The following is a 12,727-nucleotide window of genomic DNA, read 5'->3' as shown; positions in this document are numbered from 1 at the left end:
CCGCTTAAGCGGGCGTCGTTGTTTGTGCGTTTGATGCGTCAGAAGAGCTGTTTGGCGACGCGCCGGCGCTCATCGTCGTCGAAGTGCATGACGCGGATTCCGTCGATCGCGAGGCGCAGCCAGTCAGGTTGGCGGAATTCCAGAATCAGGGCGCAATGTCGCGGCGGATCATGCCTCGGCATTGCAAACTTCAAATGAGACCCAGCAGGGGAAACGTGGATTTGTCCGACTCGAAGGTTATGAAAGACGACAACCAGAAACCGCCGCCTGAAGTGTATTAGCCGGGACTCGATCTGACAGGTAGTCGGGCCTACAAAGAACGAGCCATCAATGGGGGATGAGTTTCTCCTTGGCTAGTTCGAGCGAATCGAGGAAAGTACGCATCGGCGTCTTGCCATAACACCAGCGCCCCTGATGCTCTCGTTCATTGTTGTACTGGTCGAGCCACGCATCAAGGTCCGTCTGCAGCGTAGCGATCGAGTCGTAGATCTTCTTTCGGAAGACGATGCGATAGAACTCGTTGAGCATGGTCTTGTGCAGCCGTTCGACGATCCCGTTGGTTTGCGGCGACTTGGCCTTGGTTCGGGTATGGTCGATGTCCTCCAAGGCCAGATACAGCTCGTATTCGTGATGTTCGGGGTTGCCGCAGTATTCGGTGCCGCGGTCTGTCAGCACGCGTAGCAGCGGAATGCCGAAGCTGTCGAAGAACGGGACAACGCGATCGTTGAGCAGGTCCGCCGCCGGCAAAGGTGTCTTGCGATCATAGAGCTTGGCGAAAGCAACCTTCGAGTAGGTATCGACGAAAGTTTGCTGGTAGACACGGCCGACGCCCTTGAGGCTGCCGACGTAGAACGTATCCTGCGCGCCGCAGTAGCCCGGGCATTCGGACTCGAATTCGCCGTGCACTTCCTTCTCGTGCTTGGCGCGTTCGAGCGCGACAAGCTGCGCCTCGGTCAGCACCAACCCCTCCTGGGCGGACTTGGCTTCCAAGGCCTTCAAGCGCTTCGGCATGGTCTCCAGATCGTGGCGCAACCAGATGCTACGGACGCCTTGGGGCGAGACAGAAAGAGCATGCCGTTTGAGGACCTCGTTGGCGATACGCACCTGACCGTAGGCTGGCAATTCGAGGGCCAGTTCGACAACGGCGGCCTCGACCTGCGGATCCACGCGGTTCTTGAGCAGCGGCCGGTGGTGGGAAATCTCCTGCAGCGCAGCTTCACCGCCTCGATCGTACAGTTCCTTAAATCGGTAGAAGCTGTCGCGCGAGTAACCCATCACGCGACAGGCCTGGCTGACGTTGCCGAGTTGCCGGGCCAGCTCGAGTATGCCGACCTTGGCACGAATTACCTTCTGCTCCTGAGTCATGGCGGACTCCTTGCTGTTCGCGGCGCGCATTGCCGCTACGGGCTACGCCCTCCGCGCCAATGCGCGCCAGCATGAAAAACCAACCACTGTCAGATTTAGTCTAGTCCACCGCACCTGAAGACACCCGACCGGCCATCTCGCCGATCAGCTCGTCCGTCAACATCCCCGGCAGCACGCGCACCGATTTTCCCGACGGCAGTCACCTCATCGAGGGACCCGAAGGCGACAGATACCTCGTCTCCGAATCAGGCGAAATCAACGCGACCGTTCCGGAAATCCGCCGGGTACAGATCGACGACCTCTCGCTGATCCTTCGACACGAGATCGCGCATGTGCATGAAACGACGTCCCACACATTGCACTTCATCGGAGGCGGAGTCTTTTCCTATCTGCACCACTGCGACGGCCGCGGCATGTCGATCCACGCAAATCGCGTCGTGTCCCGGACACGACCTGGCGGGGTGATCGCGGTGTGTGGCTCGGCCCCGAGCAATGCGCCGGGCGCTACCAGCTAGAAAACACGCAGGTGGGCTTCACCGTTCTCCAGCCCCCCGCCCGATTTCGCGCACCACGTCACCCATCAGTGCCGACGCGCTCCTGTCCTCCATGACCCCCTTGCACGCCCATTCCACCATCTCCTGAAACTCGGGCTCATTGGCGAGCCTCGGGCCGAATTCGTACCGCAGCGCGACGTCGATCACCGCTCGCGACAATCGCGTGGCGTCGTCGATGCCGGCGGCGTGCAGCGCACTGATCCTCTTCTGTAATAACGTACGCAAGTCCGCCCCCGCCGCGCGTGCGTCGACTTGGTTGCCGTCTCGTACGCCTTTCGGGCCTGGCGGCCGACTTGCCGGACGCCGCGTCCGGTCGACGATTTGCTGGCGCAGCAACGACAAAACTTGGTTGATTGTCGAAACAGGATCCATGAGCACTCCGATGGTCGTCAATGACGTGTCCGTGACGCGAGATAGCCGGACAACAGAAGGTGCCCGCTCGTCGCTTCGTCGTCGGCCTTTCGCATCAGCGTCTCGAGGTGCGCGACGATCGTCTCGATGTATCCGTCGATACCCGCATAGCGATGGTTTACCGTGAGCCCGCGTTTCAACCAGTCCAGCGCGGCATCGAATCGGTCGTCGCACAGCGCCAGCAGTCCTGTCTTGAACAACCACAGCGCATCGTGTTGCGACAGCCTTTCGTCGAGCGTCGCCCAGATGGCCGTCGCCTCGGAAACTTGCCCGTCGAGCAATTCGATCATCCCGAGCATGAAGCGCGCGATGTCGAAATCCGGCACGAGCGCGATGGTCTGCGAGAAGTCGGCGCGCGCTTCGTTGCGGCGTTGCTGTCCGGCATAGATCGATCCACGGAGGAACCATAGACGATGGTCCCCCGGCCAGTGCACCAGCGCGGCGTCGAGTTGCACGAGCGCCTCGTCGTCGGGGCCGCTCATCAGACGGGCAATGTCGCCCATCGTATCGTCATCGCACAGCGTGACGTCATCATGGTTGCGATTCATCGAGATCTCCTTCATCCGATCACATGCAGGTGTTCCGGCTCGCCGAGCCGTTTGCGCAGGTCCGCGAGCGCGGCGTGATGCAGCTGCGAAATCCTGCCCTTGCTGAGGCCAAGGATATCGGCGATCTGCTCAAATCCAAGGCCGTGAAAATAGTGGTACTGAATGATTTTTCTGGTCCGTTCTGGAAGACGCCCGACCGCGTCGACCAACCGGTCTTTCGTCTGGCGCCACGCAATGCCGCGATAGGCTGCCCCGGGCAGCCTCAGGTCATCAGGGTGCGCGGCGTCGTTTGGCGGTGCGACGAGCCCCGTGCCGTCGAGCATGAAGCCGAGCGCCAGCCCGGCCGCCAGCGCGCCGAGTGCCTGGAACGTGTCGCGCGCTGCCGGCTCGTCGTCGGTCTGGAGCGATGCGACCCGCTCCCGTCGCACACGCCGCGAGAACGAGATCTGCTCCTGGCCATCGGTCAGTTTCTCGACCCCGGTCAGGATCGCGCCCTTCACGCGCGTCGTACAGAACGTTTCGAATGCCACGCCGCGCGCCGGATCGAAGCGGTCGATCGATTCGAGCAGACCGATGCACGCGAGCTGGATGAAATCCCGGAACTCGACGTCATCGCGATGCCGTCCCGCGTACAGCCGCGCCGCGATGGCGCGCGCATAGGGCAAGTAATGCGCAAACACGGCTTCGCGATTGCAGGCGCAACGATCGGCGGCCCACATGCGCCACAGCTCCGCTTCGGGCCGTTCATTGCCGCCGTCGGCCGTTCGCGGATCCTGGTTGCTCGCGCTTGCCTGCGTCATCGGAATCCTCCCAGTACCCCGCGCAGCACGAGGCCCCAGCCATCGATCAGCACGAACAGCAGGATCTTGAGCGGCAGCGAGATGGTCGCGGGCGGCACCATCAGCATGCCGAGCGAGAGCAGCACGGCCGACACCACGAGATCGATCAGCAGGAACGGCAGCAGTACGACGAAGCCGATCTGGAACGCGACGCGCAGTTCGTTCAGGATGAACGCAGGCGTAAGCTGCAGCAGCCCGACGTCGCTGGCCGTATCGGGCAGCGGCTTGCGCGACAGCTCGTACATCAGCCGCAGTTCGTCGTCGCGCACCTGCCGCAGCATGAAATCGCGCAGCGGCGCCGCGCCGGTTTCGAGCGCCCGGTCGATGTCGAGGCGGCCGGCCATGAAGGGTTGCAGCGCGTCGTGGTTGAGCGTTTCGAACGTGGGCATCATCACGAACGCGGTCAGGAACAGCGCGAGGCTGATCAGCACGGGCGTCGGCGGCGTTTCGGGCATTCCGAATGCATGCCGGATCATCGACAGCACAATGACGATACGGATGAACGCGGTCATCGAAACGACCAGTGCCGGACCGATGCTCAGTAGTGTCAGCAATACCGCGATACGTACGGCCTCGGATGTCCCCTCGCGATCGAGCACGAAGGGTGTGCCGGAAGGCGCGGCAATCGCTTCGGCTGCATGCGCGGTCAATCCGCAGAGCAGTGCGCAGACAAGCAGCAGACGCAGTCCTCGTGACAACGTGAGCAGAATAGTTACGCCGGACGAGAGGCGCGGCGTCACGACGTCGTCTCCGGCGCTGGGCGCGAGTGCGCATCGAGCAACGTGATTCCGCTTGCATCGAGGGCGAGCAGTACGTGTCGTTCGTCGTATTCGACGACGTGAAGCGTGACGCGGGGCGCCAGCCGCACCGTGTCGACGATCGTCAGACATTTCCTGCCGGTTGGCATTCCGACCCCGTCGGCTCGGCCGAACCCGTATCGACGCAGCAGTAAAATCGCGGCGACGCCGAGCATGATGCAAAGGAGGAGCGCGCCGCCGATCCTATACAGGTCGATGCCGTTGGCAAGCATTGGTCCAAGCGCGATCGTGGATGACGAAGGTGTAGCGGCCGCGGTACCGGATGCGGTAGCGGTCGGCATCGGAAGCGATCCTGCTGTCAAGGCGAACCCCGTCATTCAACGCTCCCGGATGACATCGGAGATCCGGATACCGAACTGGTCGTCGACCGCGACGATCTCGGCACGCGCAACGGTCCGCCCGTTGAGGCGAACTTCGACGCAGTCGTCGATCCGTCGATCGAGCGTGACGACGGAGCCCGGCTGCAACGCCATCAGATCCTTGATGGAGAGATCCGACGAGCCGAGATGAATGTCGAGGGAGACGGTGACATCGTGGACAAGGTCGAGGCCGGGATGAACGGTCAGGCACTCGGTATCGGATTTGGCAGGCGCTTCCTGTTCGGGAAGCTCGATGCGCATGACGGCGGGAAGCGCTGAGGTGGCGTGAAATGTCATGGATGTTCCTTGGGTTCTGCGAGCGAATGCAGTTGAACGGAAAGTTGTTCGCCGACGCGGCCGAGGCGACCAATGCCGAGCGCTGACCCGCCGGCGTCTCCCGCCTCGAGCGAGATCGAAGGATCGAGTCGTTCGGCGATGACGATGACGTCGCCGGGTGCGAGGTCGAGCAATTGCGCGATGGGCAGCGCCGCACAGCCGATTCGTGCATGAACGCGCGTCCGGGTCGCTTCGAGGGCTGCGGCACGCGGTGTCAGCACGTCAGGCGGAGTGGCTGGGATGGCGCCGGACGCCTGTCTGGCCCACCAGAACGGCGCGGCGTAGACGATCGACAGCCACGCGCCGGCGGGGCCGAGCGCGAGCCGGACGTGAATGCCGCCATAGCGCAGTTCGCTTGTCGCCGTCGTATCGAGTGGCGACAGAAGTCGCGTATCGGGGGCGCTTTCGCCAACGACGGTACGCAGCGTGTCGGCCATCGAATCGATCATCGATTGTTCGAACGCGCGCAGCACGTCGGCGCAGGTATCGGATCCTGTTGCGGCGAACCCATCGGGCAGGTCGAGCGCACGGCGTACGAGTCGATCGAGTGTGAGTGGCTGAACTGCCCATCGGACATGCGGCCCGCAGGCCCAGACACGGCTGGCCGGTGGCCACGGCGGCGGCTGCATGGGGGCGATCCGCTCGACGCTGTCCACTTGGAGCGCATCGTCGCACCATGCCCGCAGCCAGGGTGCCACGGCATGTTCCGACAGCGACCGGGCCTCGGCGAGATCGTGCTCGGCGAGCGGCCGCCAGCGCGAGATCGCATCCGTCATCCCTGCCCCCGCATCTGGAACAACTGCATGATCATCTCGTTCGACGTGCTCACCACTTGCGACGCGGCCTGGAAACCACGCTGGATGAGGATGAGCTGGCCGAACTCGCCGGACAGGTCGACGTTGGACGCTTCGGTCGCGCCGGCCCGCAGCCGGCCGACAAGCGGATCGCCGCTCTTCGCATGGCGCGGCGGCGGCAGGTGCGTCGCGTCGAACAGGCCGTCGTTCTTCTGCACGAGGCGCTGCGGGTCGGCAAACCGAGCAAGTGCGACTGCGCCGGCTGTGGCGGTCTGCCCGTTCGAGTAGCGCAGCGCGAGCTGCCCGTCGTCGTCGATGCTCATCGATGCGAGCGTGCCGGCTGCATAGCCGTCCTGCTTCGCTACGCGCAGCGTCGAGGTGGCACCCGACGAGAACGCGGTTACCCCCGTGGAAAAATCCAGCTTGACCGTGAGCCCCGACGACGGCAGTGTGACTTCGATCTTGTCCTGGCCCGGTTCGGGAATGCCGCCGTGGAACTGCAGCGTGCCGATCTGCAGCGGCGTGCCGTTGCTATCGGTAACGGTGACTTTCCAGCGCCCCTGCATCACGGTCGTGTCCGGCGCGAATGACACGTTCAACGTGTGTTTCGCCCCGTTCGCGTCGTAGAGATCGACGCCGGAGACGGCGAAGTTGGTCGAACCGGGCGACAGGTTGTCGGTGAACCGGACGACTTGCGTCGCGCGCGGCGGGTCGAGCAGCCGGTCCGCGAGCGAGATGGGCGAGATCGTGCCGGCAGGGTCGAGTGTGGTGAGTTTCAACCCGTTCGACCGCTCGGTCACGAGACCGTCGTCGTCGATCCGGAATCGACCGGTTCGTGCGTAGCGGATCGTGTCGCCGTCGCGGAGCGCGAGCAGGCCGTCGCCGTCGATTGCAAGATCGAGCTGTCCCGTGCTGCTGCGCAGTTCGCCCTGCCGAAAGTTCAGCGCAGCCTGCGCGTATGCGACGCCGCTGCCGGAGCGCGTCGCCTCTCGCGCGGTCGCCCGGCCGTCGTAGAGATCCTGAAAACACGGCGTCGACGACTTGAAGCCCGGCGTGTTCAGGTTCGCGACGTTGTTGCCGACGGTCTGCAGGCCCTTGGAGTAGGCCGTGAGACCGCTCATGCCGATGTAGAGACTGTCGAGCATCGGCGCCTCCTCAACGGATCGTCAGAATCTGTGAAACCGTCGCGTCGGCGAGAAACTGTCCCGCTTCGGACTCGATCGTCAGCTTCGATTCGCCGTCCTTGAACGACAGGCCCTTGACGATGCCGGAGATCGTGCCCGTGTCGCCGCGCACGTCGACCTTGCGTCCGAGCAGGCCAAGCGTCTGCGTGGCTGATTGCACGGACAGCAGATCGTCGATCTTCGAGGCAATCTGGCGGCTTTGCTCGAGCGACGTGAACTGGGCGAGCTGCGACACGAATTCGTAGTTGTCGACCGGCTTGAGCGGATCCTGATAGGTGAGCTGGGTCACGATGATCCGCAGCAACGACTGCAGGTCGAGCCCGGTTGGATCGGTTTGTGTGCCGCCGCCGGGCACGGGGCCGAGGGAGTCAATCGCCATGTGTTCCTCCTGGGAGTGGGTTCGTTGCGATGAAAAGCCTGCCGTTGATGAAGAGCCGCAAGTCAGGCAGGCCGAGTCGGCGCAGTTCGGTGAACGTTCGGCGTGCGAGCGTCGCGTCGTCGATACCTGCCGCGCGGATCGCGACCGATATGCCGGTCTCGCCCATCAGCACGCTGAGCGTGCAAGGCGGTGCGGCTGCGCCATGTTCCGAAGCGCGCGCACGCTGGTTTGCAACGTGCGCCGGCTGCGGACCAGGAGCCGGCCTTGCCCGGTAGAAGGCGGCTGTCGACGTCGCGGACAACGGGCGCGCCAAGGTGTCGGGCGGCGAGTCATCTCCTGCGGGCGGGAGTGGGCGGCTCGGCGTGTGTGTCGGGCGATCGGAGACCACAGAGCCGAGTTGCGCGTGTGTACGGTGCCAGGTACCCGGTTGTGGGGCGGTCGTTTCGAACGGCGCTCGAATTACCGGTGAAGAATCGGCGGTATGACCAACCGACGGTGCCACCGACGATGACCAGCACAGCGGAGCGAGCGGGCGCGACGTCTGCGCCCGAGGCGCGGGGCCGGCTGCCGCCCCCCGCCACATGTCTCGTTCGAGCCGGCGTAACGTCTGCGCAAATGCCGACGGCGCGCCGTCCCGGCGCGGCGCTGCCGCGGTCTCGGCCGGGACGTCGTCGTGCGAGTGTCCGGTGGCGGTCGGCGCAACGCTCACGGACGCCTCCGACAGGTCGACAGCCAGTCATCGAGCCGCGCGTCGTCCGCCTTGTCGCGCGCGCGTCGCTCGGCGATGCGCGCCTGCGCGACGAGCCGGTCGGCTGCATCCGCGCATTGATGGTGCCGCTCGAGTGTCGGACGGTGCGCATCGACTTGCGATGTGGCGGAGCGCGCTTGTTCGGCGACCGTCAGCCAAGTACGGTGCGCCGTGTCGATCGCGCCGGCGCGATTGCGCAACAGATCAATCGGCAGGACGGCGCTGGCGGGGCCGGATCGACTCTCCCGCGCGATGGCCGCCATCAGGTTCGCGGCTTCGCGTTCGCGTGCCTGCGCAGCCTCGCGCGCGTGGGCAAGCCGCTTGGCCTCGGCGCGCTCGCGCGACAATTGCAGCGCGCGGAGATGGGCGATTCGTGTCGCCGCGGTCAACGGGGCAGTGGATTTCATGCGGCGGTCTCCAACAGGGATGCGAGCATCGCGATGGCTTGCTTCCGTTCGGTCGGGCGATCAGGGGCCTGCTGCAGGAACGCGAGCAACGCGGGGCGCAGACGCAGTGTGCGATCGAGCGCGGGATGACTGCCGACCGTGTAGAGCCCGGATTCGACGAGGGGCTTCGACGTTTCGTACAGCGCAAGCTGAGCGATCGCGTCGGCGGCCAGCGCGCGTTCCGCGTCGCTCGCGACGTACCGGCTGACGCGGCTCACGCTTTTCGGCACTTGAATCGGCGGGAAATGTCCCCGCTCCGCGAGTTCGCGGCTGAGCACGATATGGCCGTCGAGCAGCGCGCGCATCGTCTCCGCCATCGGATCGTCGATCTCGTCGCTTTCGGTCAGCACGGTCATCAGCGCGGTGATCGCGCCGCCGTCCTTCAGCGCGCCGCAGCGTTCGACGATTTTTGGCAGCGCGGCGAACACGCCCGGCGTGTATGCGCGCATGGTCGGCGGCTCGCCGGCGGCGAGGCCGGTTTCGCGCAGCGCGAGCGCATAGCGGGTAATGGAGTCGATCATCAGCAGGACGTGCGCGCCTTGCGACCGGAAATATTCGGCGATCGATAGCGCTGCCGGCACGCTGCGCGCCCGCAGCGCGGCGGACTGGTCGGACGTCGCGACGACAAGTGTCGAGCGCGCGCGCTCGGCTGCGGACAGCGTCCGGTTCCAGCATTCCTCGGCTTCGCGGCCGCGTTCGCCGACGAGGCACAGCACGCGGACGTCGGCGCGGACGCCGCGCGTGAGTGAGCCGAGCAGCGTCGTCTTGCCGACGCCGCTGCCCGCGAACAGGCCGACGCGCTGACCGACGCCGAGTGTCAACAGCGCGTCGAGCGCGCGTACGCCAGTCTCGAGCGGCTGCTCGGGGGACTGCCGCGCGAGCGGTGGCGTCGCGACGCCGGCGAGCGGCCAGGACTCCGTGCAATGACCGAGCGGCCCGTCGCCGTCGAGCGGGCGTCCGAGCGGATCGACGACGCGGCCCAGCCAGGCGTCGCCGACTGGGAGTGTCGCGCCCGTCTGCAGCGCATGGACTTCGTCGCCGATCCGGATCGCGGCGGCGCTCGAGTACGGCGCGAGCGTGACGCGCGTGCGTTCGACGTTGACGATCTCGGCGAGCGTCGGCTCCGCGCGTTCGCCGCCTATCGCGCACAGCGAGCCGAGCGGCGCGTCCGGGCCGTCTGCCTCGACGAACGTCGGCATCACGCGCGTGACGGCGCCGGTGCGTCGCACGGGATCGGTTGCGCGGATCGCCGCGACGTACGCGTGTTCAGGCGGCGTTCGGATCGTCATCGCTGCGTAACGGGTCGAGGGCGGCCAGCAGGCGGCCGCATTGGCGGGGGAGATCGAGCTCGGCGCGGCCGGGCGTGAGGCCGAGCCGGCACGCGCCGGCCGGCAGGTGCGGATGCGCGGTGACGACCGAATCGGGCGCTGCCGTGGCGATCGGCAGCAATGCGTCGTCGTCGGGAAAGTCGGCGCGCGACACATCGACAGTCAATACCGTGCCCGCTCGCATGTGTGCGACGTGGTGCCGGATCGTTTGCGCGATCAGGGTCGGATAGCATTCGATCGCACCGAACATTTGCTCCAGCGCGGCCCGGGCGACGTCGAGGGCAAGGCTTTCGAGCGATGCGAACCGCACCTGTAACTCGGAGTGCGCATCCTGCAAGCCGCGCGACAGCACATCGATGCGCGCGTCGTCGTCGCGCTTCGCACGGGCATCAGCCGCGCGGCCGCCTTCGTCGATACCTTTCAGGTACGCCGCTTGCTGTGCGCTTTCGAGCGCGGCGCACGCCGCTTCGAGTTCGGCGACCCGTGCGGTCAGCTCGGCGATTTCGGCCGCGCGCGGGTCCGGCGAGGCGAGCGGCGCGTCCGACGCCGGTCGTGGCGCATGCGCGGCTTCCGCAGCCAGCCGCTTGTGCCCGTTTTCGAGCCGCACGCGATGCGCTTTCAGCAGGGTGCTCATCGGTGTCTCCCCAGCCAATTTCGAAGCCGGACGCGCAGGGGGGACAGTCCCGGGACCGGTGCCGACGGTGCGGCTCGATCGGTCGCGGCGGCCGCCAGTGCGGCGTCGCGCAGCGCATCGGCCGCGCGTGGCGAGAGACGGAATCCGGCGTGTTTCGCGGCATGCCCGGCGAGCGCTTGCCGGCGCGCTTCGGTCAATCGGATGAACACGCCGTCTCGTTCTAGATCGCCGAGCCCGGCCGCAATGCGTGCCGACAGTTCGACCGGCAGTACGGCGAGCGCATCCGTGAGCCGGTCCGCGCGCATCCGGGCCTCTGCATCGTCAGGCGCGGTTGCTAGCGGCACAGCGTGCCCCGTGATCGCGCGCGATGCCTCGGCGAGCAGCGGCCGCAGTCGTTCGCGCTCAGCGACGGACAACATGGTCCAGACCGACTCGACGTCCTCGATCCTGCAGCGGGCGAGTTCCGCCACCGTACGACGCAGCCGGCGCGCCTGGTCAACGGGCGTCATGCGGATCTCCGGGCGTTTCGCCAGCCTCGGCGAGCAATAGCCGCAGGCGTGTCGCGTATTCGGCGCGCTGTGCGTCGTTCAACTGTCGTGGTTGCGCGTGCCGCCTACGAAGTCTGCGGCGAGTTGCCCAGGCCGCCGCGACGCAGACTCCCGCTACTGCTGCGAGCAGCGCGCCCGGCGGCGCGCTACCGATCTCGACGATATGTCGCCAGAGCGGTTCGGCGCGTCGCTGCGCGTTAGCGGGTTCGACGATCGGGCGGCTTTCATCGCGCGAAGTCGATATGGACGCGGGTGGGGGCGGGGACGCGATCGGCTCGGGGCGCTTGTCTGCCGGTCCCGCCGCGGCTTCGCGCACGAACGTCGCCAGCGTATCGCCGCGTGCGGGATCGAGACCGATCGACGCGGCGACGACGTCGCGCAGGCGGGCGACGCCCTCGGCCGGCATCGCGCTGCCGAGCACGATGCCGACCGACAGTTTGCGTATCGCACCGGGGCTCCGGACGATCTGCTCGACGCTTCGTTCTGAGCGGGCGGTCTCCGGTGCCGGCGGCGTGGTGGGCAGCGGCGGCAGGCTGGTTGCCGGCGGCCCGGCGGGCACGCGATGAACCGGCAGGCCTGGCGTGCCGTCCGGGCCGGAAGACGACTGCGTGAGGCCGGATTCGCGGGTCGTGCGGATCTGATCGAAATCGAGCGTCGCGTCGACGCTGACCGCCGCGCGGTTCGCGCCGACGATGGGGGCGATCTGCGCGAGAATTTTGCGCTCGTAACGCTGCTCGACGGCGGTTTTCAGCGCGAACTTCGGATCGTCGATGTCGGCGCCGCGCGCATCGGCGGATGCGCCGCGCTGGTCCAGCACCGAGACGTCCGCGGCCGACATTTCGGGCACGGCCGCCGCGACCAGTCGCTGGATTCCCTTGACGACGTCCGGTTCGAGTACGTGGCCGTCGCGAACGAACAGCGCGACCGATGCCTTGGGCCGGTTGCGGTCGCGGCGAAACAGCGAAGCTTCCGGCAGGCTCAGGTGCACGCGTGCGAGCTCGATCGCGTCGAGTGTCGCGATCGTGCGTGCTAGTTCGCCCTGCAGCGCGCGCTGGTAATTCACCTTCTGCGCGAACTCCGTCAGGCCGAAGTCGCTCTGGTTGAAGAGCTCGAAGCCGACGACGCCCTGCAGGCGCAGGTCCGCGCCCGTCAGCTTGACGCGGGCCGCGCGCGCATCGCCAGCCGGTACGAGAATGGCGGCCGTTTGCTCGTCGTAGCGAAACGGTATCTTTTCCTTGTCGAGCTGTGCGGCGACTGCAGCGGCGTCCTGCGGCTTCAGGTCGCGCGCCAGGATCTGATACGACGGGCGTAACGCGAACCAGGCGGCGAGTCCGGCGCAACCGACCACGGTGGTGAGTGTGCCGGCGAGCGCGAATTGACACGTACGCGAGCCGGTCGCGAAATAGGCGCCGAGGCGCGAGATCGGTCGATTCATG

The 12,727-nt window shown here is 66.3% G+C and carries 17 protein-coding genes; all 17 read right to left on the bottom strand.

The annotated features are described in order from the left end of the window. Window positions 1-38: 38 nt before the first annotated feature. Complete coding sequence (locus BT264_RS39150; protein ID WP_177318353.1) at window positions 39-182, bottom strand: hypothetical protein; 144 nt, start codon at window positions 180-182, stop codon at window positions 39-41. 145 nt (window positions 183-327) lie between these two features. After that, window positions 328-1,365, bottom strand: a complete 1,038-nt coding sequence (locus tag BT264_RS10260) for an IS481 family transposase (RefSeq protein ID WP_060968564.1) — start codon at window positions 1,363-1,365, stop codon at window positions 328-330. 533 nt (window positions 1,366-1,898) lie between these two features. Next, window positions 1,899-2,291 carry a hypothetical protein gene (locus BT264_RS10250; protein WP_072437387.1) on the bottom strand — a complete coding sequence of 131 codons (393 nt, stop codon included), beginning with the start codon at window positions 2,289-2,291 and terminating at the stop codon, window positions 1,899-1,901. 17 nt (window positions 2,292-2,308) lie between these two features. Beyond that, window positions 2,309-2,893, bottom strand: a complete 585-nt coding sequence (locus BT264_RS10245; RefSeq protein WP_256260611.1) for a tetratricopeptide repeat protein — start codon at window positions 2,891-2,893, stop codon at window positions 2,309-2,311. Continuing rightward, entirely contained in the window at window positions 2,890-3,597 is a 708-nt protein-coding gene (locus BT264_RS10240) for a sigma-70 family RNA polymerase sigma factor (RefSeq protein ID WP_256260610.1), read from the bottom strand. Before BT264_RS10240 ends, BT264_RS10245 begins: the two co-directional genes overlap by 4 nt. A gap of 77 nt (window positions 3,598-3,674) precedes the next feature. Further along, window positions 3,675-4,457, bottom strand: a complete 783-nt coding sequence (fliP, locus tag BT264_RS10235) for a flagellar type III secretion system pore protein FliP (RefSeq protein WP_256260609.1) — start codon at window positions 4,455-4,457, stop codon at window positions 3,675-3,677. Further along, entirely contained in the window at window positions 4,454-4,816 is a 363-nt protein-coding gene (locus BT264_RS10230) for a flagellar biosynthetic protein FliO (RefSeq protein WP_256260608.1), read from the bottom strand. The genes fliP and BT264_RS10230 overlap by 4 nt, the downstream gene beginning before the upstream one ends. Before the next feature lie 36 nt (window positions 4,817-4,852). Continuing rightward, the gene (fliN, locus tag BT264_RS10225; protein ID WP_256260607.1) at window positions 4,853-5,191 is read right to left on the bottom strand and encodes a flagellar motor switch protein FliN; all 339 of its coding nucleotides are present in this window, start codon (window positions 5,189-5,191) and stop codon (window positions 4,853-4,855) included. Further along, a complete protein-coding gene (locus BT264_RS10220) occupies window positions 5,188-6,006 on the bottom strand; it encodes a FliM/FliN family flagellar motor switch protein (protein ID WP_072437383.1) in 819 nt (272 codons plus the stop codon). The genes fliN and BT264_RS10220 overlap by 4 nt, the downstream gene beginning before the upstream one ends. Next, window positions 6,003-7,169, bottom strand: a complete 1,167-nt coding sequence (locus BT264_RS10215) for a flagellar hook protein FlgE (RefSeq protein WP_072437381.1) — start codon at window positions 7,167-7,169, stop codon at window positions 6,003-6,005. Before BT264_RS10215 ends, BT264_RS10220 begins: the two co-directional genes overlap by 4 nt. 10 nt (window positions 7,170-7,179) lie before the next feature. Next, window positions 7,180-7,587, bottom strand: a complete 408-nt coding sequence (locus tag BT264_RS10210; protein WP_072437378.1) for a flagellar hook assembly protein FlgD — start codon at window positions 7,585-7,587, stop codon at window positions 7,180-7,182. Further along, complete coding sequence (locus tag BT264_RS39575; RefSeq protein ID WP_177318351.1) at window positions 7,577-7,753, bottom strand: hypothetical protein; 177 nt, start codon at window positions 7,751-7,753, stop codon at window positions 7,577-7,579. Before BT264_RS39575 ends, BT264_RS10210 begins: the two co-directional genes overlap by 11 nt. A 539-nt stretch (window positions 7,754-8,292) precedes the next feature. Further along, window positions 8,293-8,742, bottom strand: a complete 450-nt coding sequence (locus BT264_RS10205; RefSeq protein ID WP_143155691.1) for a hypothetical protein — start codon at window positions 8,740-8,742, stop codon at window positions 8,293-8,295. Beyond that, window positions 8,739-10,070 (bottom strand): FliI/YscN family ATPase, encoded by a 1,332-nt coding sequence (locus BT264_RS10200; protein ID WP_072437374.1) that lies wholly within the window; start codon window positions 10,068-10,070, stop codon window positions 8,739-8,741. The genes BT264_RS10205 and BT264_RS10200 overlap by 4 nt, the downstream gene beginning before the upstream one ends. Continuing rightward, window positions 10,048-10,743 (bottom strand): FliH/SctL family protein, encoded by a 696-nt coding sequence (locus BT264_RS10195; RefSeq protein WP_072437372.1) that lies wholly within the window; start codon window positions 10,741-10,743, stop codon window positions 10,048-10,050. The genes BT264_RS10200 and BT264_RS10195 overlap by 23 nt, the downstream gene beginning before the upstream one ends. Continuing rightward, the gene (locus BT264_RS10190; RefSeq protein ID WP_072437370.1) at window positions 10,740-11,252 is read right to left on the bottom strand and encodes a hypothetical protein; all 513 of its coding nucleotides are present in this window, start codon (window positions 11,250-11,252) and stop codon (window positions 10,740-10,742) included. The genes BT264_RS10195 and BT264_RS10190 overlap by 4 nt, the downstream gene beginning before the upstream one ends. Further along, window positions 11,239-12,726, bottom strand: a complete 1,488-nt coding sequence (fliF, locus tag BT264_RS10185) for a flagellar basal-body MS-ring/collar protein FliF (RefSeq protein ID WP_072437368.1) — start codon at window positions 12,724-12,726, stop codon at window positions 11,239-11,241. Before fliF ends, BT264_RS10190 begins: the two co-directional genes overlap by 14 nt. Window position 12,727 lies beyond the last annotated feature (1 nt).

Source organism: Burkholderia sp. NFPP32 (assembly GCF_900119325.1).
GTDB lineage: Bacteria > Pseudomonadota > Gammaproteobacteria > Burkholderiales > Burkholderiaceae > Burkholderia > Burkholderia pyrrocinia_C.
Note: the sequence above shows the minus strand (reverse complement) of the source record. Positions and strands in the feature narration are given on the sequence as shown.

Bases quoted from the DNA above. Each gene is read 5' to 3' on its own strand.
- BT264_RS10240 (WP_256260610.1), bottom strand. From the start codon at position 3,597: ATGTGGGCCGCCGATCGTTGCGCCTGCAATCGCGAAGCCGTGTTTGCG.
- BT264_RS10230 (WP_256260608.1), bottom strand. From the start codon at position 4,816: ATGCCGACCGCTACCGCATCCGGTACCGCGGCCGCTACACCTTCGTCA.
- BT264_RS10210 (WP_072437378.1), bottom strand. From the start codon at position 7,587: ATGGCGATTGACTCCCTCGGCCCCGTGCCCGGCGGCGGCACACAAACC.
- BT264_RS10220 (WP_072437383.1), bottom strand. From the start codon at position 6,006: ATGACGGATGCGATCTCGCGCTGGCGGCCGCTCGCCGAGCACGATCTC.
- fliN (WP_256260607.1), bottom strand. From the start codon at position 5,191: ATGACATTTCACGCCACCTCAGCGCTTCCCGCCGTCATGCGCATCGAG.
- BT264_RS10205 (WP_143155691.1), bottom strand. From the start codon at position 8,742: ATGAAATCCACTGCCCCGTTGACCGCGGCGACACGAATCGCCCATCTC.
- fliF (WP_072437368.1), bottom strand. From the start codon at position 12,726: ATGAATCGACCGATCTCGCGCCTCGGCGCCTATTTCGCGACCGGCTCG.
- BT264_RS10245 (WP_256260611.1), bottom strand. From the start codon at position 2,893: ATGAAGGAGATCTCGATGAATCGCAACCATGATGACGTCACGCTGTGC.
- BT264_RS39150 (WP_177318353.1), bottom strand. From the start codon at position 182: ATGCCGAGGCATGATCCGCCGCGACATTGCGCCCTGATTCTGGAATTC.
- BT264_RS10215 (WP_072437381.1), bottom strand. From the start codon at position 7,169: ATGCTCGACAGTCTCTACATCGGCATGAGCGGTCTCACGGCCTACTCC.
- BT264_RS10260 (WP_060968564.1), bottom strand. From the start codon at position 1,365: ATGACTCAGGAGCAGAAGGTAATTCGTGCCAAGGTCGGCATACTCGAG.
- BT264_RS10250 (WP_072437387.1), bottom strand. From the start codon at position 2,291: ATGGATCCTGTTTCGACAATCAACCAAGTTTTGTCGTTGCTGCGCCAG.
- BT264_RS39575 (WP_177318351.1), bottom strand. From the start codon at position 7,753: ATGGGCGAGACCGGCATATCGGTCGCGATCCGCGCGGCAGGTATCGAC.
- BT264_RS10195 (WP_072437372.1), bottom strand. From the start codon at position 10,743: ATGAGCACCCTGCTGAAAGCGCATCGCGTGCGGCTCGAAAACGGGCAC.
- BT264_RS10200 (WP_072437374.1), bottom strand. From the start codon at position 10,070: ATGACGATCCGAACGCCGCCTGAACACGCGTACGTCGCGGCGATCCGC.
- BT264_RS10190 (WP_072437370.1), bottom strand. From the start codon at position 11,252: ATGACGCCCGTTGACCAGGCGCGCCGGCTGCGTCGTACGGTGGCGGAA.